The 23,446-nt window shown below is 67.5% G+C and carries 17 protein-coding genes, 1 tRNA gene and 2 pseudogenes; 4 read left to right on the top strand and 16 right to left on the bottom strand.

Going from position 1 to position 23,446, the window contains the following annotated elements; all coding sequences use genetic code 11:
- Positions 1-1,364: 1,364 nt before the first annotated feature.
- On the bottom strand, positions 1,365-2,255 hold the full coding sequence (locus ALI144C_RS05055; protein ID WP_076985821.1) for an arginase family protein: 891 nt from the start codon (positions 2,253-2,255) through the stop codon (positions 1,365-1,367).
- Between the two features lie 391 nt (positions 2,256-2,646).
- Between ALI144C_RS05055 and ALI144C_RS05050 the strand changes: the two are divergent.
- Positions 2,647-3,449: pseudogene (locus ALI144C_RS05050) on the top strand (IS5 family transposase).
- Positions 3,450-4,014: 565 nt separating this feature from the next.
- Here the strand turns inward: ALI144C_RS05050 and ALI144C_RS05045 are convergent.
- Complete coding sequence (locus ALI144C_RS05045) at positions 4,015-4,410, bottom strand: hypothetical protein (protein WP_076985820.1); 396 nt, start codon at positions 4,408-4,410, stop codon at positions 4,015-4,017.
- A 328-nt stretch (positions 4,411-4,738) separates the two neighbouring features.
- Between ALI144C_RS05045 and ALI144C_RS05040 the strand changes: the two genes are divergently transcribed.
- The gene (locus tag ALI144C_RS05040; protein WP_076985819.1) at positions 4,739-8,527 is read left to right on the top strand and encodes an nSTAND1 domain-containing NTPase; all 3,789 of its coding nucleotides are present in this window, start codon (positions 4,739-4,741) and stop codon (positions 8,525-8,527) included.
- A 528-nt stretch (positions 8,528-9,055) separates the two neighbouring features.
- Here the strand turns inward: ALI144C_RS05040 and ALI144C_RS05035 are convergent.
- From ALI144C_RS05035 to ALI144C_RS05020, 4 genes and pseudogenes are all read right to left on the bottom strand, one after another.
- Positions 9,056-9,768 (bottom strand): annotated as a pseudogene (locus tag ALI144C_RS05035) (hypothetical protein).
- A gap of 758 nt (positions 9,769-10,526) precedes the next feature.
- A tRNA-Pro gene (locus ALI144C_RS05030) sits at positions 10,527-10,600 on the bottom strand.
- A gap of 65 nt (positions 10,601-10,665) precedes the next feature.
- Positions 10,666-12,063 (bottom strand): ribosome biogenesis GTPase Der, encoded by a 1,398-nt coding sequence (der, locus tag ALI144C_RS05025; protein WP_076985818.1) that lies wholly within the window; start codon positions 12,061-12,063, stop codon positions 10,666-10,668.
- Positions 12,060-12,713: a lysophospholipid acyltransferase family protein gene (locus ALI144C_RS05020; RefSeq protein ID WP_076985877.1), complete on the bottom strand. Its 654-nt coding sequence runs from the start codon at positions 12,711-12,713 to the stop codon at positions 12,060-12,062. The genes der and ALI144C_RS05020 overlap by 4 nt, the downstream gene beginning before the upstream one ends.
- Positions 12,714-12,858: 145 nt before the next feature.
- On the opposite strand from ALI144C_RS05020, the gene ALI144C_RS05015 reads away from it, so the two are divergent.
- Positions 12,859-13,344: a GNAT family N-acetyltransferase gene (locus tag ALI144C_RS05015; RefSeq protein WP_076985817.1), complete on the top strand. Its 486-nt coding sequence runs from the start codon at positions 12,859-12,861 to the stop codon at positions 13,342-13,344.
- Here the strand turns inward: ALI144C_RS05015 and ALI144C_RS05010 are convergent.
- The 10 genes from ALI144C_RS05010 to xerD all read right to left on the bottom strand — a co-directional run bounded on the left by ALI144C_RS05010 (position 13,311) and on the right by xerD (position 22,803).
- Positions 13,311-14,399: an NAD(P)/FAD-dependent oxidoreductase gene (locus ALI144C_RS05010; RefSeq protein ID WP_076985816.1), complete on the bottom strand. Its 1,089-nt coding sequence runs from the start codon at positions 14,397-14,399 to the stop codon at positions 13,311-13,313. The two genes, ALI144C_RS05015 and ALI144C_RS05010, sit on opposite strands and share 34 nt — an antisense overlap.
- A 238-nt stretch (positions 14,400-14,637) precedes the next feature.
- On the bottom strand, positions 14,638-16,242 hold the full coding sequence (locus tag ALI144C_RS05005; RefSeq protein WP_076985815.1) for a glycosyl hydrolase family 18 protein: 1,605 nt from the start codon (positions 16,240-16,242) through the stop codon (positions 14,638-14,640).
- Positions 16,243-16,386: 144 nt separating this feature from the next.
- Entirely contained in the window at positions 16,387-17,412 is a 1,026-nt protein-coding gene (locus tag ALI144C_RS05000; RefSeq protein ID WP_076985814.1) for a dihydrofolate reductase family protein, read from the bottom strand.
- A gap of 4 nt (positions 17,413-17,416) precedes the next feature.
- The gene (locus ALI144C_RS04995) at positions 17,417-18,166 is read right to left on the bottom strand and encodes a pseudouridine synthase (protein ID WP_076985813.1); all 750 of its coding nucleotides are present in this window, start codon (positions 18,164-18,166) and stop codon (positions 17,417-17,419) included.
- Entirely contained in the window at positions 18,159-19,067 is a 909-nt protein-coding gene (gene scpB / locus ALI144C_RS04990; protein WP_143230408.1) for an SMC-Scp complex subunit ScpB, read from the bottom strand. The genes ALI144C_RS04995 and scpB overlap by 8 nt, the downstream gene beginning before the upstream one ends.
- The gene (locus tag ALI144C_RS04985) at positions 19,064-20,032 is read right to left on the bottom strand and encodes a segregation and condensation protein A (protein ID WP_441297531.1); all 969 of its coding nucleotides are present in this window, start codon (positions 20,030-20,032) and stop codon (positions 19,064-19,066) included. The genes scpB and ALI144C_RS04985 overlap by 4 nt, the downstream gene beginning before the upstream one ends.
- Positions 20,029-20,346: a hypothetical protein gene (locus ALI144C_RS04980; protein WP_076985812.1), complete on the bottom strand. Its 318-nt coding sequence runs from the start codon at positions 20,344-20,346 to the stop codon at positions 20,029-20,031. Before ALI144C_RS04980 ends, ALI144C_RS04985 begins: the two co-directional genes overlap by 4 nt.
- Complete coding sequence (locus ALI144C_RS04975; RefSeq protein ID WP_441297530.1) at positions 20,343-21,428, bottom strand: ParA family protein; 1,086 nt, start codon at positions 21,426-21,428, stop codon at positions 20,343-20,345. Before ALI144C_RS04975 ends, ALI144C_RS04980 begins: the two co-directional genes overlap by 4 nt.
- A gap of 95 nt (positions 21,429-21,523) precedes the next feature.
- Positions 21,524-21,847: an ArsR/SmtB family transcription factor gene (locus ALI144C_RS04970; RefSeq protein WP_076985874.1), complete on the bottom strand. Its 324-nt coding sequence runs from the start codon at positions 21,845-21,847 to the stop codon at positions 21,524-21,526.
- A 38-nt stretch (positions 21,848-21,885) separates the two neighbouring features.
- Positions 21,886-22,803: a site-specific tyrosine recombinase XerD gene (gene xerD / locus ALI144C_RS04965; protein ID WP_143230407.1), complete on the bottom strand. Its 918-nt coding sequence runs from the start codon at positions 22,801-22,803 to the stop codon at positions 21,886-21,888.
- Positions 22,804-22,894: 91 nt separating this feature from the next.
- Here xerD and ALI144C_RS04960 point away from each other — a divergent pair, with 91 nt between their 5' ends.
- Positions 22,895-23,425, top strand: coding sequence for a DUF1707 domain-containing protein (locus ALI144C_RS04960; protein ID WP_237773989.1), 531 nt, complete (start codon positions 22,895-22,897; stop codon positions 23,423-23,425).
- Positions 23,426-23,446: the final 21 nt, after the last annotated feature.

Here is a 23,446-nt window from a genome sequence, read left to right as displayed (position 1 = left end):
GGCCGTGTGGCGAGACTTGGCTAGCGACGACCGGACGGCGCGAGATTCTCACCCACGGGCGGATCGACCGGGGAAGCTACTGTCCATATTGGAGGGCTCTTCGTCGTTCGTCCGCAACCGGCGCACGATCTAACTAGGCCTGGCCGACATGGTCCTGTTGCCAGAGGCGCAGGGCAACGGACGCCAATCCATAACACTGCCATAGGCGAGCGCCGCGTCCGTGTCCGTGTCCTCGCCGGCACTGCCGTGCTGTCCCGTGGTCGGGGTGACGCTACCAGCCGAGTTCATGCCGCCCGTTGCGCCCGACGATGGCTCGGCTAGCACCGCAGCGCAGCTCGCTCGTGATCAACTGCTACGAGTGGACGTCGCGGCGGTCACCACGCACCACTTACGTCCGTACCGGCAGTAGGCGGGTCGGGTCGGCTGGGTAGGCGACCCACACGGTCCGCAAGCTGAACTCGCCCAGTTTGTCGCTCATCTCGCCGGGCGCCGTCGAGCAAGTCGTCCAGGTCCTCGGGGTCGAGCGCAATGAAGTCGCACGTGGGTACCGCGGTGCTGACCGTTCTCCACGCAGCAGTGGCCGACGCCGATCCACTCGAGGGACTCAACCCGACGGCCCAAGAGAACACCTGGGACGAGCCCCATTTGGCACCGCCCGCCGAGACCGGCATCCCAGCCATCGACACCGAAGCGAAAGAAACTGCACGCCGCCGCGGTCGGTGCCCCGCTCCGCCACCGCGGACCCGCTCCGAAGTAGCGTTCGCGGAGTGCCTCCTGCACATACCGACCGCCCATCGCAACCCGGCAGCGACTTCGCCAACCTCGCCGACTTCCTGCGAAACCACCTGCGGCGGCGCTCTACTCCACCGCCTGCATCGTGGCACCACACCCCGTGCTTGACTCTCTGCGTGGAGAGTCCGTAGGAACTCCGACAGTTCTGCTCGCGCAAGCGGCATGTCGAGGGGCGGCAGGCTCAACGCCCTGATCTGACCGTTGTGTGCCAGCAGCGTTCCGGGGTTGCCAAGGCCAAGTATGCGTTTGCAGTCGGTCAACACCTGGGTGATCGTGGCTGCGGCTGTTTCCTGCTCCTCTGCCTTGGCCATCCAATGAGTGAAAAAAATACGTGTGCGGGACATGTTGGTGATTCAAGCCGCAGCGCAGTTGTAGTCGGGCGGAACAGTTCCACCACCGCGCGCGCCCATGTGAGTCGGCTGTTGATCTGGCTGTCCGCCCATGACCGCCCCCCAACTGGTCCTCCTCAGTTACGAGTCCGGACTTGTCAGTCCCGTCCGCAATTCCAGCAGGTGACCTGGCTGGACCGTTCCGGCACCGAACGCAGCCCTGGGCCGCGGGATCGTCTCTGTTCAGTTCGCGAGGGCGTCGGCGAGAGCGGAGACGAGCCGTGGGAGGGCGGTCGGGTCCGACGCGGCGTGGGCGGGGTCGAGTTGCCCGAGAGACAGGCCCAGGCAGTCCGGGTCGGCCCACAACACGGCGAGTGCCTGACCGAGCTGAACGATCGTGGGTCCGCTGTTGCGGCCGTTGACGTTCTCCGCGATCGGCGCGTCGAGGAAGTCGAGCACGTCGACGTCGACGTGCACCACGAACGGCCCTTCCCCCAGCGCGTCCCGTGCCGCGTGCGCCGCGGCGGGTGGGTCGGCGACCAGTTCGGCCTGGGTGACGACCGGCAGGCCAAGTTCAACCGCGGCCGATCGTTCACCGGCTGTCGTGGCGTCGAGATCGACACCGGCGTAGGAGAGACTCTCCGCCGTCAGCAACGGGCGGAGGGATTCGGGCACGAGTGGGTTCACCCCTGGGAGATCGAGGGCATGAGCCATGCCCATCCAACTCAGCGAACCCTCCACAGTGGACAACGGGGTGTTGAGGTCGAGATGGCGGTCGACATAAACGATGCGGGGCCGCAGGCCCACACGAGCGACTGCCGCGCACAACCCGACGGCGACCGTGCAGCTCCCGCCCACAACCAGAAGACGTTCGTTCGGCCGGATCAGGCCACTGGCCGTGGTCGCCAGTTCCTCGACCGCTGCGATCTCCTCGTCGAGATTCTGCGATAGGGGACGCTCCCGATCGGGGATCCACCGCCGCACGGTCAGGTCTCCCGCATCCACCACGTCGTTTCCGGTGGCGCCAAGCGCGGAAATAAGACCAGCATCGCGGAGTGCCGCCGGCGCCTTCTCCACTCCGACGCAATAGGCACCCGCGCTGTTGGGTACCCCGAGCACCGTCAACCGTCGCACTCGTCACTCTTTCTCGGTGATCGAACGTTCCCCAGCGATCCCCATCGGCCGCGTCCTCAATGGTCAGTCATCGCCGACAGCAGACGCAGGTTCTCATACGCCCGGGAATAAGGTCCGGGCGTGCACGATCGTCGCGTTGATCGGCATCGGGTGCTGCGGAACTGGTATGGCTCATGCAGGGGAGTGTAGATACACGTCCTGAACTGTCATGTGTTCCCCTCCCTCAGTGTCGTCCCGCGCCGCCCGCCGTCGGGGCACGACCCGGACGACGGGTCAGGTGACCAACCCTGTCGCATCGCGGATTTGCTCAACTACCCGGAGTAAGGGATCAGTTCAGAATGAGATGGCGTGCCGGCTTGGCTGACGCGGCACGGTGTTCCACGATCGACGGATGGGTGAGGAAGAGGTCCTGACCAACGAGCTGTGGACGCGCCTGCAGCCGTTGATTCCGACGCGTGCGCGGCGGTTTCGCCATCCCGGCCGCAAGCGGGCCGACGACCGGGCCGCACTGGAGGGCATTCTGTATGTAGTGCGTACCGGTATCGGCTGGAACCGGCTGCCCACCGCCTTGTTCGATGCCTCGGGTGCTACCTGTTGGCGGCGGTTGACCGAGTGGCACGAGGCCGGGGTCTGGCAGCAACTGCACGAGTTGCTGCTCGCCGAGCTTCGCGCGGCGGGCCTGCTGGACCTCTCGGCCGCGCTGGTGGACTCCACGCACTTGCGCGCGCTCACAGGGGGACCACCCCGGGCCGAGCCCGGTCGACCGACGCAAGCCTGGCTCCAAGCACCACCTGATCACCGACACACACGGCACTCCGCTCGCGATCACACTCACCGGCGGGCACCGCAACGACGTCACACAGTTGATCCCACTGATCGAGGCCATCCCGCCCATTCGAGGCGTGGTCGGCAAACCACGACGACGACCAGTGCGGCTCTACGCCGATCGGCTACGACCACGACAAGTACCGCCGCTTGGCGCGTGACCGCGGCGTCATCCCGGTCATCGCTCGTCGAGGCGCCGAGCACGGCTCCGGACTGGGCAAGATCCGCTGGCCGGTAGCGCGGACATTCGCCTGGCTCAGAAGCTTCCGGCGCTTACGCATCCGCACCGAACGCCGAACCGATGTCCACGAAGCCATCCTCAGCCTTGCCTGCTCCATCATCTGCCTACGAAAACTCATTCTGAACTGATCCCTTAGGCCGATGGGATCAATCAGGTCGTACATGCGGCGGGCTACGGGATGCGGGTGCGACATCTCCTCCCCTGTGATCCTGGCGGTGCCCTCGTGGCGGCCGCTCACCTCCTCCACGAACGGTGCACCCAGGATCCGACACCAAGCTCTAGCCAATCTGCTCGAGCAGGCTCGTGTGTCACCGCGGCACCACTAACTCCGGGCACCACGGCGACGTACCACCGGCACATCGCGGGTGTCGTCACAATTCACTGACGGGCCTCCCCAGTGGGTGAGTTGCGTTCACCTCTCAGAGGTAGCCGTCGTCCCTCTGATACGTCCGCGTGGTCCGTCGACGGTGACAACAGGAAGGGCGACGAGCGGATTGAGCCACTCGTCGCCCTTTCTCGCAACACGTTCTATGCTGCTGTCGGTTTTGCCGTGATCGAGGCCCGGCGGTGGCGCACCTCACACAGTCGTGGCCCGACCGCGGCCAGTGCGGCGCCGCACTCGTCGCTCATACACCCCATGGTGATGCGGTAAGAGCGGCTCGGCATACCACCCCGCGAAGAGGTTCGACTGGCTCAGCCGACGTAGTGGACGCAGATGTCGGTGGGTGCGGTCGACCCGGTGTGGATCCTGACCTGCACGGCGCCGTCCTTGACGGCGGTGCCTTCGGCGTAGATTCGATAGGCGCCAAAGAATTCCTGGGTTGGGTTGCCCCCACCTGCTTCCACTGCGGAGGCGACCACGGGTTGTCCTACGCTCACCGGGGCGCCGTACCACGACACGATTGTCCCGTCTGTCACCCCGCCGTAGCACCGGATCTGGGCAAACGATGAGACGGCCCTCGCCTGGCTCGTGTTTTGTGGTGTGGTGCCGGCCGAGGCGATCGACGGACCGGCCGAGAGGCCAACGACGGTGGCTCCGATGGCCAACGCCCCGGCGAGGGTTCGTTTGGTTTGAACAAACATCGGCATGGTGGAGAATCCTTTCCGATTGACAGGAGAAAGTCGCTGCTGGGACACCAGGTTGCCCAGTGCGATCCGGCGGGCCAGTGGTTGTTTCGCTGAGTGACCGGTGTGCGCTGCCAGACGGTTGATCGAGCCGTGGGATGCCGTAGTCGCACACGACCGAAAGCGGATACCCCCGGCGGGCGGTACCGCGTACACACCGGCGATGTGAAGATCGTCCGGGATCCGGCGGAGTGCTCATACGTTGACACGAAAGCCGTCGAGGCGGCTAGGGAGTGGCCGTATCCTCCTCGGCGCAAGATCAGGGATACGGTCCCGGTAGGGGGATTGGAACGTGCAGAATCCTGGGGGTTTCGCCGCCGAGTTGCGCCGATTGCGATGCGACCGGGGTTTGTCGCTGGCCGAACTGTCGCGGCTGGTGCATTACAGCAAGGGCTATCTGAGCAATATCGAGCACGGCCGCAAACCGGCGACCGCGGAATTGGCCTGCCGGCTGGATGCGGCGCTGGACACCGGTGGGATGTTCGCCGAACTGATAGCGGCCGCTGCTGCTCCTGTGTGCCCGTACCGGGGTCTGGCGGCGTTCGAAACCGAAGACGCGGACTGGTTCTTCGGCCGTCAACAGACCACGGCGACGCTGGCGGGGCGGCTCGGTGAATCGGTGCGCAGCGCGCTCCCGCTGGTGGTGTTCGGGGCGTCCGGTGCGGGCAAGTCCTCGGTGCTGCGAGCCGGGTTGGTCCCGGCACTGGCCAGTGGTGCGGTACCGGTTCCCGGTTCGCCGGACTGGCCGGTGCTGGTCGCCACCCCGACCGCGCATCCCGTTGACATGCTGGCCGAGCGGGTGGCCAAGCTACTCGGCGCCTCAGACACGGGACTGCGGGAGGGGCTCCGGTCCGGTCGGTTTCGTTCCGGGCTGCGGGCTGCGCTCGGCCCGCAGCGCTCGCGCTTGGTACTGGTCATCGATCAGTTCGAGGAAGTGTTCACGCTATGTGAGGACGAGTCCGACCGCCGGTCCTTCATCGAAGCCCTATGCTCGGCCGCCGAACCGGCGGACAACCCACCGGCGGTGGTGGTGCTCGGGGTGCGCGCCGACTTTTACGATCACTGCCTGGCATATCCCCAGTTGCTGACGGCGGTTCAGGACAACCAATTCGCGGTCGGTGCGATGAGCGGTCCGGAGGTCGCCGAAGCGATCACCGCACCTGCGATCCGGGCCGAACTCGACCTGGAGCCCGGACTGGTCGAGGTGTTGCTGCGCGATCTCGGACTCGACCACGGCACCGCGCAGGGCCAGTGCGGTTATCAACCGGGTGCCTTGCCGCTGCTGTCGCACGCCTTACTGGCTACTTGGCAGCAACGCACCCATCACCGACTCACTGTGGCCGGGTACCAACACACCGGGGGTATCAGCGGCGCGCTCGCCGCCACCGCCGAACACGTCTACACCAGCCTGAACCCGGCCGGACAGCGAGCAGCACGCCAACTGCTGCTGCGCCTGGTCCGCGTCGGGGAGGACGGCACGGACACGCGCCGCCGTGCTGACCGCGCCGCCGTGGTCGGCCACGCCTCTGATCAGGCGGCCGCGATGACCGCGCTGGAAACGATGGCCGCAGCCCGGCTCGTCAGTCTCGACCAGCAGACCGTGGAGATCACCCACGAAGTGTTGCTCCGCGCCTGGCCCCGGTTGCACGGCTGGCTCACCGAGGACCGAGCAGGCCTGCGCACCCATCACCAGTTGACGGAGGCGACGTCCGCGTGGGCCGCGCTCGGCCGCGATCCGGGCGCGCTCTATCGCGGCTCCCGGCTCGTCACGGCTCAGGAATGGGCCAGCACCAACGAAAATGCACTCACTGAACCCGAACGGCAATTCCTCGCTGACAGCACGGCCGCGGAGACCGCCGAACGGGACGCATCCCGCCGCCGGACGCGCCGGTTGCGGCAGCTCGTGGCGCTGCTGTCGGTGCTGCTGGTGCTGGCCGGCACGTCCGTCGGCTATGCCACGCACGCCGAGCGCCAGGCGGAGAAACAGCGCGATATCGCGCTCGCCCGCAAAGCCGCCGGCGACGCCGCCATCCTCCGGGACACCGATCCGGCGCTGGCGATCCAACTGAGCCTCGCCGCGCATCGCCTCGCACCCACTGCGGAAACACGCGACAACCTGCTCAGCACCTTCATCACCCCCTACGCCAGCCGTCTCATCGGCCACACCGCCGAAGTGCCCGGGGTAGCGGTAGGCCCGGACAGCCGACTGGTCGCCACCGCCAGCGCCGATCGCACCGCTCGACTGTGGGACGCCACCGAGATTCGCCACCCTCGGGAGCTGGCCACGCTTCCGCACACCGAACTGCTCAAGGGCGTCACGTTCACCCCGGATGGTCGCATCCTCGCCACAGTGGGGGACCGTGCCGTGCGGCTGTGGGACATCACCGACCCCCGGCAACCTCGGTCATTGGCCGCCCTCGACCATCCGAACACGGTCAACTCGGTGGCCTTCAACCCAGACGGCCGGATCGCTGCCTCCGTCGGCGACGACCGGACCGCACGCGTATGGGACCTCAGCGACCCACGGACTCCGCGGCAGCTGGCGAACCTGCCCGGACGGCGTGACGCGATCTGGTTCGCCACGTTCAGCCCCGACGGCCGGCTGCTCGTCACCACCGGCGACACGGTGCGGCTGTGGGACGTGGGCGATCCGCAGCGGCCCCGCGAACTGGGTACGCTGGTCGGGCATGCCGAAAGGCAGGCGGTCGCAGCAGTCGCGTTCCACCCCGACAACCGGATCGTGGCCACGGCCAGCGACGATCACACGCTGCGGCTGTGGGACATCAGCGATCCCCAAGCCCCCCAGGGGATTGCCACCCTTACCGGACACACCGGAAGCGTCCACTCGGTCGCGTTCAGCCCGGACGGCCAGATCCTGGCCTCCACCGGGGAAACCACCCGGCTCTGGAACGTCGCCGACCCACGCCACCCTGGCGCCATGGCCACCCTGTTCGGTGGCGTCTATTCGGTGGCATTCAGCCGCGACGGCGCCATGCTGGCCACCGCTGGCGGTGACCACACCGCACGGTTGTGGAACCTGCGCGAGCTACCCCTTACCGGACACACCGACGTGGTGGGAGAGGCGACGTTCAGCCCGGACGGCCGCCTGCTGGCCTCCCCCAGCCGGGACCACACAGTACGGCTGTGGGACACCACCGGTCCCCGGCTGCGAAAGCCGGTGGCAGTACTGACCGGACACACCCATGTCGTCCGCGGGGCGGTGTTCAGCCCGGACGGGCGGACCGTGGCCAGCAGCAGTGACGACGGCACGGTTCGCCTGTGGGACATCACCGACGCGCATGCTCCCCGTATGATCACCGTCCTTGGTCCGCACACCGGCGAAATATCCGGTATCGCGTTCAGTCCGGACGGCCGCGTCCTAGCCACCGGCGGTATGCGGACCGCGGCGCTCTGGGACGTCACCGATCTCAAGCATCCGCGGGAACTCAGCCGGCTCGACGGGTACCCGCAGATGGTCTGGTACCTCGCGTTCAGCCCGGACGGGCGGACTCTGCTCAGTAACAGCGGCGGTGACTCGTCGATCCGGCTGTGGAACGTCACCGATCCGGCCCACCCTCGACAACTACCTTTCCCGTTCGGCCACACCGACACCGGCGCGGCGCTTCGTCGCGACGGCCTCTTGTTGGCTACCACCCCCAACGGCAACAGCAACGACGACCTCGTCCGGTTGGTCGACCTGTCAGATCCCTCGCAGCCACGGGAAGTGGCCACCTTGACCGGCCACGCCGCTCTGATCTACTCGGCGAGGTTCAGCCCCGACGGCCGCATACTGGCCACCGCAGGCGCGGACAACACCGCCCGGCTGTGGGACGTCACCGACCCACGCCACCCTCGCCCGCTGGCGACGTTCACCAACCCCGCGGGCGCCGTCACCTATGCGACCTTCAGCCCCGACGGCCGCACCCTGGCCACCAGTACCAACCAGACGATCACTCTCCTGGCGACCGACATCGACGAGGTCAGCGCCCGCGTGTGCGCCAGCGCCCACCCCCGCATGAGCGGGACGGATTGGCAACGCCACTTCCCAGACGTGGCCTACCAGCCACCCTGCCCCGATTAGTCGGCGGTTGGAACATCACGGCTTTCGGTAGTGCCGGGAGAAGCTCGTGACTGCGCGAGTGCGACGCCTGCACGACGACGCGCGGCCCTGTTGGAACTACTGCTCGCCGCCGAGGACGAGTTGATCCAGGCCGCTGCCGCACATCGGGCAGGAACCTCAGACGCATGGTGCCCGCTCGACGCCTACGACCTTGTGCGGACAGGGGGATCACCGGATTCGCCGCACGCGGAGAAAGATCATCCCCTACGACCGCCACGCACTTCGGCAGATGACCGAGCCGACCCCGACCCAGACGGCACTGGAGCGGTGACACCGGCTGGAACCCACTCGACAGGTCCGTCATCCCGCTCGTGGTGTACGTCCTGTTCGACGACAGAGGCATGCCCATACGCCGCCGTTCAGTCTCCCGTGACCGCCGGTTGCCCCTCGGCCGGCTCGACCGCCGCTGCGACCATGACGGCAACAGCCTGAGCCGACGGACGCGCTCGGCGCCCCGCGTCACGCCACCAGACTTGTCTGGGTGGCCTTTCATCGTTCGTGGCATCCACCTTGGCCGGTCCACGTGCGCTCTGGGGTTGATAACTCAGCGCGAACAGCCTTGACCAGACGTCGAGCCGGAACCGCGCCAATTCCCAGCCGCACACGAAGTGTGTCCGCCGAGATCGGTTTCTGATGAGCAGCGCGATGAGCGGCATCCTCCTGCCTTGCCTGTTCCAGAAGCAGCCTCGGGGTGCGCCGTTGAAGCGTCTTTCGGTACCGTTGCGACACTCGATTCGTCGCCGCAATCTGTGACTGAACGGGTTCACCATCGCCGTCCACACTGATCCGGGCAGTCGGGTCTGCTTGCCTCGTGCCAGACGAAACTCTGTCTCCTGCATCGAGGCGGGACTCGCTGATCGCCTGCAAGAAGCCTGGGCCGACTTCGGCCCAGCCGATCAGGAGCAGAGGCCCTACGGCGTCGAACGCCGCCTTGCCAAAGTCGCCTGCGACGAGCGGGTCGGCCACGTTCAGCGCGAGGGTCACCACACTGGCGAAGATCAGCAGCCTTCGTGCCGGGCGAAGCACCTCCGCAGAGGCCCCGGCTAGTGCCAGGTGCCGGGTACCCAGCAGCAGCCCGAGGATCGAAAGATCGACCGCAGGGGCGACGAGCGGGGCGACCCAGACGGGTACGCCGAGCCGGAGAGCGAGGTTGAGGACGTTGCCGAAGCCAAACAAAACGTCAGGCCGACGACTGTCCCCATGATCACGGTGACGGACTTGACGACAACCGCCGGGTCGACCGCGGGTCGCCCAGGCCTACTGGCCTCGACCGCTGCCATCAGGCATCACCGCCCGCCGGATCCACAGGGAAGGTGCCCTCAATCACCAGTCGGCCGGTAAGAATCCCCCGGTCAGACCGACATCCTTCTGCATGATGCACCGCCAGGGGTTCGAACCTGCGCACGAAGTGGATCACGGTTCATCCACCTGCTCGCGACGCTCCATCACTAGAGGCACACGCGCCTCAATGACCAGCGGTTTTACCGTGAGCCGGGTGCTATCCGAACGAGCCACCCCTACCACCTGAGCGGATCGGAGATCCGTGTGCATCCTGTACGAGCCGCTCCAGGGGCTCGAACGCACACATCGTGAGAAGCAACAGCACCCGATGCATCTCGCGCGATGCCCGCCCAGACCGGCTGTGGGCAGCACGCCGTCGTCGCTCGGTAAGGAGTGTCCTCAGCCAAGACACGCTGCTTGCCACCCGACGAACGACGTTCACCGGAAATCACGCATGGTCAGCGCAGTTCTGGCTGGTTCGATACATTCACCCGTTCGTGGACGACCTCATTTGGTGTTAGTCAAAGAGCTGGAGCCAGTCGCTCCTTATTCGCTCCTCCTCCGGCCGTTCAAGATCATTTCGTGACCATTCTGTGACCATTCAAAGATCAACAAGCGGACACAAAAAAAGCCCGCCGACCTGGGCATTTACCCAGAGTCAGCGGGCTCGTTCCGACCGTCGGGACGACAGGATTTGAACCTGCGACCCCTTGACCCCCAGTCAAGTGCGCTACCAAACTGCGCCACGTCCCGGCCGCATCCGGTTTCCCGGGTGCGAGGAATAGCTTAGCGTACGTCCCCTGGGGGTCCGCACCGGGTTACTTCTTGCGCTTCTCCCGCACTCGTACTGAGAGGCGGACGGGGCTGCCGACGAAGCCGAACTCCTCACGGAACTTGCGTTCGATGAAGCGCCGGTAGCTCGCCTCCAGGAAGCCCGAGGTGAACAGGACCAGTGTCGGGGGCCTGGCCTGTGCCTGGGTTGCGAAGAGGACCTTCGGCTGTTTGCCTCCTCGCACCGGTGGGGGTGTCGCTGCGATCAGGTCGCTCAACCAGGAGTTCAGCTGTCCTGTCGGCACCCTTGTGTCCCACGACTTCAGTGCCGTACGGAGGTGGGGGGCCAGCTTGTGCACTGCGCGGCCGGTGAGGGCTGAGATGTTCACTCGCTCCGCCCAGGGGATTCGGACCAGGCCTCGCTCCAGCTCACGAACCAGCTGGTGCCTCCTGTCCTCGTCCACCAGGTCCCACTTGTTCATCGCGATCACGCAGGCCCTGCCTGACTCGACCACCATCGTCAGCACTCGCAGGTCCTGCTCGCTGATCGGGGTCGAGGCGTCCAGCAGGACGATCGCCACTTCCGCCGCGTCGATCGCCGCTTTTGTCCGCAGCGAGGCGTAGTACTCCGCTCCGCTTGCCGTGTTCACTCGTTTGCGCAGGCCCGCGGTGTCCACGAAGCGCCAGACCTCGTCGTCCAGGGTCACCATCGAGTCCACGGGGTCCACCGTCGTCCCCGCCACCGAGTCGACCACCGCGCGGTCTTCGCCGGTCAGCTTGTTCAGCAGCGAGGACTTGCCCACGTTCGGCTTGCCGACCAGGGCCACCCGGCGGGGACCTCCCGCCCGGTTGAAGTCGTCCCGCGGGGTTTCCGGCAGCACTTCCAGGATCTTGTCCAGCAGGTCCCCTGAGTTCCTGCCGTGCAGCGCACTGACCGGGAAGGGTTCTCCCAGCCCCAGGTTCCACAGCGCCATCGCGTCCGCGTAGAGCCTGTCGTCGTCCACTTTGTTCGCCACGACGAGCACGGGCTGCTTCGAGCGGCGCAGGATCTTCGCCGCCGCTTCCTCCGTCGCCGTCGCCCCCACCGACGTGTCGACAACCAGCAGGATCGCGTCCGCTGTGGACATCGCGTATTCCGCTTGGGCCGCAACGGCTTTCTGCAGGCCCGCCGCGTCCGGTTCCCAGCCGCCGGTGTCGAGCACCGTGAACTTCCTGCCGTTCCACAGCGCGTCGTAGGCCACCCTGTCACGGGTTACCCCCGGCACGTCCTGCACGACGGCTTCCCTGCGCCCCAGTATGCGGTTGACCAGCGTCGACTTTCCGACGTTCGGCCTGCCGACCACCGCGAGCACGGGCTGGGCCGCCACGCCCTCCGCTTCATCATCGGTCCCCGCGCCGATGTCCCACTCGGACTCATCGACCCAGGTACCGTCCAGCTCAGTCATCGCAAGTCTCGCATTCGATCCAGTTCACCGACCAGGTCCGCCAACGCGACCCTGATCTGTTCGGTTCCGGCGACAAGGCCGGAACGGCCAGGTCCGACGGTCAGCTCGAACGGCTTGCCGACCAGCACGTCCACCACCGGCCGGAAGCGCCGTGGCGAGCCTTCGGGCCGCCGGGTCCCGCGCACAGCCACCGGCTGCACGAGCGCGCCGGACTGCCGCACGAGCCACGCGGCGCCCTGCTCGGCGTTCACCACGTCACCTTCGCCTCGGGTTCCTTCGGGGAACACACCGATCACACCACCACCGCGCAGCACGCGCACGGCGGCGAGCAGCGGTTTGCGGTCCGCCTCTCCCCTGCGGATCGCCAACTGGCCGATCGCACGCAGACCGCGGCCGGCTATCCCCTTGAACAGCTCACCTTTGACGAGGAACACCGACCGGCGCGGCACTATTCCGAACAGCACCTGCGGCTCGATCATCGAGCTGTGGTTGGCCACCAGCACGACGGGGCCGTCCATCGGGAATTGGTCCATGCTGTGCACGCGGAAGCGGAACGCCGGGCGATACAGGTACCGGCCGATCACCCTGCCGACCTCGTGCACCCACGGGATCGCGCCTTCCGGCAGGTCGGGGGCGGAGGTCTTGCTCACCTGCCCACCGGCTGGCACGTGTGCCACGTGTCGCCCTTTCGTCGCATGACCGCTTCAGCCCTCTATTCTGCCTGGCCGCGCTGGGGGTGAACGCCCAGGACCGGTTGCAAACGTTTTCAACGCTGTCTGTGCCAAGATCGTGGCTATGCAGAGCGTGATACTCAAGCCCGCTGACGCCGCGTTGGTCCTGGCGATGAACAACGCCGCGGTGCCCAACGTGAACGAGGCCACTGAGGCCGAACTCGCCGCGTTGATCGAGATGTCCGGTCTCACGGTGGCGCTCGAAGAGGACGACGCGCTGCTCGGCTTCGTGCTCACGCTGCCACCTGGCGTCGACTACCCGAGCGAGAACTACCGGTTCTTCAGCGAGCGCTACGACCAGTTCATCTACGTCGACCGGATCGTGGTCTCCGACGGGGCACGCAACCGCGGCATCGGCGCCAAGCTGTACGACCTGATCGGCGAGCACGCCGCCGAGCACGGGATCCCCCGCGTGCTGTGCGAGGTCAACCTCGAGCCGCCGAACCCCGGCAGCCTGCGCTTCCACAAGCGGCTCGGTTTCGCCGAGGTCGGGCAGCAACGCACCAAGGGCGGCACCTACCTCGTCTCGCTGCTGGCCAAGGAGTTCTGACGGCCCAGCGCCAGGTCCGCGGCGATCGTGCCCAGCAACGGCGCCAGGGTGAGCCCGCTCGGGCCGAGGCCGGTCGCGACCACCAGGCCGTCGACCGGCGCCGTGATCGTCGGGTCGCCGCTCGTGCTCAACGGCCGGAACCCGATCCTGACCTCGGTCAGGGTCGCGTCGGCCAGCCCTGGCGCCACGCTCAGCGCGTCGGCGAGGATCTTGTGCACTCCCGCCGCTGTCTGCCGGTGGTCGAACCCGCTGCCGGTCTCCCTGGTGGCACCCGCCACGATCCTGCCGCCGGGGAACGCCAGCAGGTAGTGGTCGCTCATCGTGCGGATCACCGGCCAGCCCGACGTGTCCACTCCGGACAGTTCAAGGTGCGCGATCTGCCCGCGCTGGGGTCGCACGGGCACCTCGACGCCGATTTCCTGACACAGCGTGGCTGTCCATGCGCCCGCGGCGACGACCACCGCGTGCGCGCCGATGACTTCGCCGCCGACGTCCACACCGGTCACTCGCGACAACGCTGTCACCAGTTTGGCTTCGCTGTGGATCCGGCGTGCTCCGTACCGCTCCGCCGCGCGCAGCAACGACTCCCGCATCACGCGGCCGTCGACGCGCGCGGCTCCGCTGACGAACAACCCGGCCAGTTCGTTACTCAGTACCGAAAACCGCTTCGCGGGCTCGCCGACGGGCAGTGTTTCGATGTCCCCGACGGACGGATCGCGGTCTCGCAACGGACGGATCGCCGCGGCCATCGCGTCCAGGCCGCCGGCGTCCTCGGTGATGGTGATGCCACCGACCCGTGCGTAGCCTGGGTCCGGCTCGCCGTCCTCGGCCAGTTGACGCAGCAACGCCGGGTACTGGGCCGCGGCAGCCCACCAGAACTCCTCTGTGCCCAGCGACGGCTTCCCCATCGGCCACGGCCACACGATCCCGGCGCCCGCCGCGGTCGCCTGCCCCGCCCGGCCCGCGTCCACCACCAGGACTTCCGCGCCTTCCGCGGCCAGCCGGTACGCCGTCACCGCGCCGACGATCCCGCCACCGATCACGACCACTCGCATGAGCTCCAGCTAACCGCACCCGGCCGCACCGGACCAGACGAGCGCGGACAAACCCTCGCGAGTGCCGCCTCGCGAGGGCTCGTCCCTCCCCCGATTCCCCAGTGCGGAGAGTGTGCCCGTGCCATCATGGAGAAACCTTGAACAGACCTTGAATGGGTTCACGACATGGTGACAGCGGCGCTGGGATTGCGACCCCGGGGGCTCGTTCGCAGGCAAGCTCCCGGGGCCGCAAGTCTTGCTAGTTCAAACCGCCGCGCAGGGCGGTGATGAGTTCACCGTTGGTGGTGTCGCCGGACAGTTCCCAGAAGAACGCGCCACCGAGACCCTGGCTCTTGGTGTACGTCATCTTCCCGCCGATCGTGGCCGGGGTGTCGTAGCTCCACCACTCGCTTCCGCAGTGGGCGTAGGCGGTTCCGGCGACTGTTCCCGTCACGGGGCACTTGGACTTGAGGACCTTGTAGTCCTCGATTCCCGCCTCGTAGGTCGCGGGGGCCGCGCCCGTCGCTGTTCCCCCCGGCGCGCTCTGGGTCACGCCTGTCCAGCCGCGGCCGTAGAAGCCGATGCCGAGCAGCAGTTTGCTCGCCGGGACGCCCTTGCTCTTGAGCTTCTGGATCGCCGCGTCGGAGTTGAAGCCCTGCTGCGGGATCCCGTCGTACGACGTCAGCGGCGAGTGCGGTGCCGTCGGTCCCTTCGCGTTGAACGCGCCGAAGTAGTCGTACGTCATCACGTTGTACCAGTCGAGGTACTGGGCCGCGCCGCCGTAGTCGGCCGCGTCGATCTTTCCACCGTTCGAGCCGTCGGCCGTGATCGCCGCCGTCACCAGGTAGTCCTGGCCGAACCGGTTGCGCAGCGCCTGCGACAGGGTCTTGAACGACGAGAAGCCGCTGGTGTCACAGGAAAGGCCGCACGCGTTGGGGTACTCCCAGTCGATGTCGATGCCGTCGAACACGTCCGCCCAGCGCGGGTCCTCGACCAGCTTGTAGCACGAGTCGGCGAACGCCGCCGCGTTCTGCGCGGCCTGCCCGAAGCCGCCGGACCAGGTCCAGCCGCCGAACGAGAACAGCACCTTGATGTGCGGGAACTGCTTCTTCAGCTTGCGCAACTGACCGAAGCTGCCGCGCAACGCACCCGTGTCCCACGTGTCCGCGACGCCGTCGACGCTGTCCGCGGCGGAGTACGCGCGGTCGTAGTCGGCGTAGGTGTCACCCAGCACGCACTGGCCGTTGGTCACGTTGCCGAACGCGTAGTTGATGTGCGTCAGCTTCGATGCCGAGCCGCTCGTGACGATGTTCTTCACGTGGTAGTTGCGGCCGTAGACGCCCCACTGCGTGAAGTACCCGAGGCTGATCTTGCCGCCAGGCGTCGGCGGATTCGTGGTCGGCGGCGTTGTGGTGGGCGGGGTCGTCGTCGGCGGCGTGGTCGTCGGCGGTTCGCCGGTGGCGTCACAGGAGCCGCCGTCGAGCTTGCAGCCGGTCGGCGCGGTGAACGCGCCGCTGTAGCCGACGTTGAAGCCGAAGCTGATCGACGCACCCGGCGCGATGCTGCCGTTCCAGGTGTTCTTGACCGTCACGTGCTGGCCGCTGGTGGTGTAGCTGCCGTCCCAGAGGCCGGACAGCTTGTGCCCGGCGGGCAGGTCGAACTCGATCGTCCACGACGTACGCGCGGTGGTCCCGCCGTTGCGGATCGTGTACTTGCCCTCGTAGCCGGTTCCCCAGTCGGAACCCTTGCTGAAGGCGGCCGAGACGCCACCCGCGCCCGCGGCGGGCGCGACGGCGAGGCCGAGGACCACCGCTGCCGACGTGGCCACTAAAGCCGAGGCATGGTGCCATCGAAGCTTGGACATCAGTCTCCTCAAGGCAGGGAGCGGAGCGATGTCCCTACGATGTGGTCCAGACCACTACACGGCAAGGGTCTAGACCACTCTGTCACTCGAATGGGGTAGTGCCGGAAAATCGCACGTCAGACGCGACGAGTACTTTGTGTACTCCTAACCATACAAAGTACTGACTTGCTTGACTTCCGGCGCGATGTCTGGTCGCTCCACAACGGTCACTCCGGCCGCGGCGAGCGTCTCGAAGCCCTTGCCGACCACGAACCGGCTCGGCTCGCGCAGCCCGAACACCGCGCGCGGGATACCCGCGTCGATGATCCACTGCGAGCAGCTGCGCGGACGCGACTTGCGCGTACTGCACGGTTCCAGCGAACTGTAGATGGTCGCGGTCGCCAGCCGCGGATCACCGGCGCCGACCTTGGCCAGCGCCTCCTCCTCGGCGTGCGCCGTCGGATCGGTCTCACGGGAGTAGCCGCGCGCGATCTCGGCACCGTCGGCTCCTACGATCACCGCGCCGACCGGGAACGCGGTCTCCGACGGTGGGCACTTGCGTGATTCCTCGACGCACACCCGCAGCCAGTACCGATCCGCGTCCGGGAACATCCGCATCACCGTGACGTCCCCGACCCGGCGCACGTCACCGAGCACCATCCGGCCGGCGTCGAACTGTCCATCCTGGACGAACCGGGGCGCGCGGCTGTCCCCGACGAAGACCGGGGCGACGGCCAGCTGGATCTCGTCGGCCAGGTTCTGCGTCAGGAACGCGGTGTGCACGGCACTCCCGCCTTCGACCATCAGCCTGCGCACGCCACGCCTGGCCAGGTCCTCGACCACTACGGACAGCGGAACGGCCGGTGGGCCGTAGACGACGAAGTTGTCGTCGCTGAAGAACTCGGCGTCCCTGTCGAGCCCGCCGGACGCCGTGCAGGTGACCCGCAGCGGGTTCTCCGGCAGTCCACGCGCCACGCGCTCCGCACGCCGCGTCTCCGAACGGACCCGCAGGCGCGGGTTGTCCTTGCGGATCGTGTTGGCGCCCACCATGATCGCGTCCACGCCCGCGCGCTGCTCGTCCACCCGGTCCCAGTCCTCGGCACCGGACAGGACTAGCCGCGCGTCACTCGCGTCGTCGATGTAGCCGTCGACCGACATCGCCGCGCTGAGGATCGTGTACGGACGGTTCACCGTGTCACAGACCGACAGCGGAGTAGAGCGCGCCGATCTCGTTGCGGTTCAACGCCCGCATCGTGCCGGGCCGCTGGTTGCCGAGCCGGACGTCGGCGAACGCGGTCCGCACCAGCCGCTCCACCGGGTGGCCCACCTTGTCCAGCATCCGCCGGACGATGCGGTTGCGGCCCTCGTGCAGCACGATCTCGACCATCGCCTTGCCCGGCATGGAGTCGACGAGCCGGAACGAGTCCGCCCGCGCCCAGCCGTCGTCCAGCTCCACGCCCTCCTTGAGCCGCTTGCCGAGCTCCTTGCCGATCGGGCCGGGCACTTCGGCGACGTAGGTCTTGGGCACCTCGTACGACGGGTGCGTGAGCCGGTGGCCCAACTCGCCGTCGTTGGTCAGCAGGAGCAGGCCCTCGCTGTCCGCGTCGAGCCGTCCGACGTGGAAGATCCCGGCGTTGGCGTTGCGCTCGTACTTGTGCACGTAGTCACCGACGCACGGACGGCCTCGGTCGTCGGTCATCGTGGTGTGCACACCGAGGGGCTTGTTGAACGCGAGGTACACCAGGTCCTCGCTGAGCACCACGCGGACACCGTCCACATGGATCACGGCGTTGCGCGGGTCGACGCGGCGGCCGAACTCGCGCACGACCTCGCCGTCGACACTGACCCGGCCCTCGGCGATCAGGTCCTCGGCCGCGCGCCTGCTCGCGACCCCCGCCTTGGAGAGCACCTTCTGCAGCCGGACACCTTCCGGGCTTTCAGACATCGTCGATCGCATCCACTTCGGGCAACAGGGGGGCGATCGGCGGCAGGTCCTCGAGTGAGGACAGCCCCAACCGCTCCAGGAACAGCTCGGTAGTCCGGTAAAGGATGCCACCCGTGTCCTTGTCCGTGCCGGTCTCCTCGATGAGACCACGCACAAGCAAGGTACGGATGACACCATCAACGTTAACGCCACGCACAGCGGCAACCCGCGCTCGCGTGACCGGCTGACGGTACGCGATGACCGCGAGAGACTCGAGGGCGGCACGGGTCAGCTTCGCCCGCTGGCCGTCGTGCAGCAGCTTCTCGACGAACGGCGCGTACTTGTCCCGCGTGTAGAACCGCCAGCCGCCACCCACATCCCGCAGGTCGATGCCCCGGTTCTGCTCGTGGTACTGGGCGGCCATGGTCTTGAGGGCCGCCCGGACGCGCTTCACGGGCTGGCTGAGCGCGTCGGCGAGGTCCTCGACTTCCGCGGGTGAGTCGACGACGAGCAGCAGGGCTTCGAGCGCCGAGTGGAGGGCTTCGTCCTCGGTGAGGTTCGGGAAACGGGACGGGGCGCCGTCGGAGTCGTCCTCGTCGGTGTCGTCGGCCTGGTCGGTGGGGATGTCCAGGGGAAGAGTGGAGGGCGCGTCCGGGGATGGCTCGGCGTCAGCCACGAACTGCTGATCGGCTTGGCCATCAGCGGCATCCGGCTGCTCGGCGGCTGCCTCATCGGCGGACGAGGACTCGACCACGCCACTCGCGGCGGCATCCGGCTGAACGTCGGCAGCGGCTTCATCCTCGGCGGCGGCTGACCCGATGGTGGCCTCAGCCTGGCCGGTGTCCGCCGCGTGCGCGGTTTCCTCGGGCGCAGGGGCTTCCTGGTCCGGTTTGTCGGCGGTTTCCTGCTCGGGCGTGGTCACCCGTACTCCTCTTCCTCTGCGGAGGCCTTGGCTGCCTCGGCCGCTGCCTTGGCCTCCTCGACGCTGCCGCCGGTCCATTTCACGCGCAGTTCGCTCAGCGGTTCGTCCTGCTCGAACAGGACCACCGCTTCGCGGTACAACTCGAGCAGACCCAGGAAGCGGGCGACCTTGTCCACGATCTCCGCGCAGTCGGCGGTCAGCTCGGCGAAGGTCAGCGTTCCCGCTTCCGCCAGCATGACCCGGAGGATGCCCGCGGTCTCCTTGACCGAGACCTGGCGCATGTGCACGTGCGCCAGTGACACCGTCGGCGGTGGCTTCGGGCGGAACACCGCCGCCGCTATCTCGGCGAACTTCTCCGGTGACACCCCGAGCATCACCTCGGGCAGCAGCGAGGTGTACCGCTCCTCCAGCGCCACCGACCTCGGGTATCGCCGCAGCGCGGTGGCCTCCAGCTCCGCGAACAGGGCGGCGACCTGCTTGTACGCCCTGTACTGCAGCAACCTGGCGAAGAGCAGGTCGCGAGCTTCGAGCAACGCCAGGTCGTCCTCGTCCTCCACGTCACCCGCGGGCAACAGCCTCGCTGCCTTCAGGTCGAGCAGCGTCGCCGCGACCACCAGGAACTCCGTGGTCTCGTCGAGGTCGAAGTCCTTGCCCACCGCCCTGATGTACGCGATGAAGTCGTCGGTCACGCGGTGCAGCGCGACCTCGGTGACGTCCATCTCATGCTGCGAGATCAACTGCAGCAGCAGGTCGAACGGGCCTTCGAAGTTCGACAGCTTCACGGTGAACTTCGGCGCCCCGGCCGCCGCTTCCGGAGCCGGTTCGGGCGGGGCCACCCCCGGGACGGAGTCGGGCTGGGCAGTGGCTTCCGGGGCCGGTTGGGCAACGGCAACTGCTTCTTCCGCCGCCGGTTCTGGCTCCGGTGCCGGTTCCGGCGGGGTGTCCGTCGCCAAGTCGGTCGTCACTGCCCGTTTTCCTGGCGCAGCCTGCGCACCAGCATGGACTCCTCGCCGAATTCGTCGAGGTCGGCCAGCAGGACGGCGATCGCCTCACGCACCACGCGGCCGCGGTCGACCGCCAGCCCGTGCTTGGCGCGGAGCGCCAGGCGGGCGTGTTCCAGTGCCAGCAGTTCCTCGTCGGACACGTAGACCGTGATCTTGGTGTCGTGTTTCTGGCGCGGCGAGCCACCCCGGACCACTGTCGGCCGGGATTCCGGCTTCGGTGGCGTCGTCGGACGGAAGAGCTCGGCCGCACCCGGCAAAGGGGCGCGGCGGGTCACCTGGCGATCACCTCGCGAGCAAGCGCGCGGTAGGCCTTCGCACCGGCCGATCGCGGCGCCCAGCGCGTGATCGGCTCGCCGGCGACAGTCGTCTCCGGGAAGCGCACGGTCCTGTTGATCACGGTGTCGAACACGATATCCCCGAACCTCTCCACGACGCGGGCCATCACCTCGCGTGAGTGCAGGGTACGGGGGTCGAACATGGTCGCGAGAATCCCGGTGATCTCCAACCTCGGGTTCAGCCTCTCCTGGACCTTCTGAATCGTGTCCATCAGCAGTGCGGCGCCACGCATGCTGAAATACTCGCATTCGAGCGGGATCAGCACGCCGTCGGCCGCCGCCAGCGCGTTCACTGTCAGCAGTCCCAGTGAGGGCTGGCAGTCCACCAGGATGTAGTCGTACTTGTCGATCACCGGACGCAGCGTGCGCAGCAGCGCGTGCTCACGGCCGACCTCCGCGACGAGCTGCACCTCGGCCGCGGACAGGTCGATGTTGCTCGGCAGCAGGTCCATGTCCTCGACCGTGGTGCGGATGACCACTTCGTCGAGGTTGGGCCCGCGCTCGATCAGCACGTTGTAGATCGTCTGGTCGAGCTGGTGCGCCGGGATGCCCAGGCCGACCGACAGCGCGCCCTGCGGGTCGAAGTCGACCAGCAGCACGCGGCGGCCGAACTCGGTCAGCGCCGCGCCGAGGTTGATCGCCGACGTGGTCTTGCCGACGCCGCCCTTCTGGTTGCAGATCGCCAGCACCTTCGCCGGGCCGTGCCGCTCGAGCATGGCCGGTTCGGGAATGTGCCGTTTCGGTCGCCCGGTCGGGCCGATCGATCCGTCCGGACCGGTCGACGGGTCGTCTTCTTCGGCATCTGTCGCTGGCTTCGCGGGGAGACTCAAGGGATCCTCAGTGGGGCGCACTGCCGGTGCCGCACTGACTGGCGGGCGCTCCTGCGGTTGATACGGCTGTTGCTGCTGCGGTGACGGCTGGGGAACGGGATAAGGCGCTGGTGCGGACACGGTTGGGTAAGGCGGAGCCGAGGCGTGCCCCGGCACGCCGAATGGCTGCGCCGCTGACTCGAATGTCGACATGCCGACCTAGCTCCTTGTCGTCCGGTCTTGGCGCAGACTAAGGGTGACCAACCCACGTGGCAACGCGCCTCGCCGGTAAGAGCCGTATCCGCAGTTCAGGAAACGAACGCCGCCGCACGTGCGTGCGCGCCCAGAACCGCGTCCAGCAGGTGCGGGAATTGGCTGTCCAGCGCGTCACGGCGGACGGACAACCACCGCTGGTTGCCGTCGGGTCTGGTGTGCGTCACTCCGGCTTCCCGCAGCACACGCAGGTGCTGCGACAACGTTGATTTGGCCACGGTGACCTCAAGGCAGCCGCATGACATCTCGCCGACTCGTTCCAGCTGCGCGACGACGGCGAGTCGAGTTGGGTCGCTGAGCGCGTGCAGTACGTCGGTCAGGGTGAGCCGCTCATGAACAGGCTCGTCTACCCCAAACATCGTCCGCGCCACCTCCGTTTTGTCCGGCCTCTGTCAGATTAGCCGCCGCCGCGAGGATGAGCGGTCGCGTACACCTCGCGGAGCGTATTCACCGTTACTAGCGTGTAGATCTGCGTTGTGGTTACGGAGGCATGGCCGAGAAGTTCCTGAACCACCCGAACGTCGGCCCCTCCTTCCAGCAGATGTGTGGCAAAAGAGTGACGAAGTGTGTGGGGGGAAACTTTTGCCGTGACTCCGGCACGTTCCGCCGCGTCCTTCAGCACCTGCCACGCGCTCTGACGAGAAAGCCGTCCGCCGCGTTGGTTGAGGAATACCGCCGGGGTGCCGCGCTTGACCAAGCTCGGTCGCGCGCGGACGAGATACGCGTCAAGCGCCGCGAGCGCGGGACGGCCGACCGGCACCAACCGCTGCTTGCCGCCTTTGCCGTCGAGCAACGCCGTCCGCTCGATCGTGTCGATGTCGTCGAGGTCGAGACCGACGGCTTCGGAAATCCGGGCACCGGTGGAATACAGCAGCTCGAGCAGTGCGCGGTCCCGCAACTGCGCCAGGCCGTCGCCGGGGACGTCCAGAATCCGGAGCACGTCGTCCACCGGCAGCGCCTTGGGCAGCCGGCGCGGCGTCTGCGGCGGTTTCACGTCACGGGCCGGGTCGTGGTCGACCAGTCCTTCCCGCACCGCGAACTTGTGCAGACCGCGTACGGCAGCCAGAGCACGAGCCGCCGAGGAGGCGGCGAGCGGTGGGTGTTCGTCGTCGCCCTCACGCAGCACCGCGAGGAACTCGGCGACCGTCGCGTCGGTGATCGCGCCGAATTCGACCGCTCCCTCTTGCAGGTAGTCCGCGTACCTGGTGAGGTCACGTCGGTAGCTGTCGAGCGTGTTGCGCGCGGTGGCGCGCTCGACGGCGAGGTGGTCGAGATACCCGGCGATCACGGAACCAACAGCCAGGGCGCCGGACATGTCCAGACCCTACAGTCGACCACTTCAGGAAGCTGAACAGTCCAGTTGGTCTCGGGCGTTTTCGTCACCTCGGTTGCGTACTGTGGGATCTGTGAACGACCCGGACTTGGTACGCATCGGCACCCAGGAGCGGGACGAGGCGCTCTCGGTGCTCGGCGACCACTTCGCGCAGGGCAGGCTGCCCATCGCGGAGTACGACGATCGGGTCCAGAAGGCAGTCGACGCGCAGACCCGCGCGGACCTGCGTCCCCTGTTCGCCGATCTGCCGCAGCCGCATCCCAGCTCGCTGGCCGCCCCGCAAGCGGCCCCTCCGCTGCCCTCGTTGCCGTTGATACCGCCGCCCCACCCCCAGCTCCAACCGCCCGCGATGATGCCGCCTCCACTGGCGATGGCGACTCCGAACAGCGTCACCTGGCCGAACCAGCGGTACCGGGTCGCGGCAGGCCTGCTGCAGCTGCTCCTGCCGTTCGGGATCGGCCGGTTCTACACCGGGCACGTCAAGATGGCCGTCACCCAGTTGGTGCTGTCGTTCGTCGGCGTCGGCGTCTTCTGGTGCTGGATCGATGGGATCATCCTGCTGGCCAGAGGCGGAACGGACGCCGAGGGCCGCGAGCTGATCTAGTACCTCGGAACTGGCCGACTG

The organism is Actinosynnema sp. ALI-1.44 (assembly GCF_001984155.1).
Classification (GTDB): Bacteria; Actinomycetota; Actinomycetes; order Mycobacteriales; family Pseudonocardiaceae; genus Kibdelosporangium.
The sequence above is the reverse complement of the archived record's forward strand: the minus strand, read 5'-3'. Positions and strand labels throughout refer to the sequence as shown.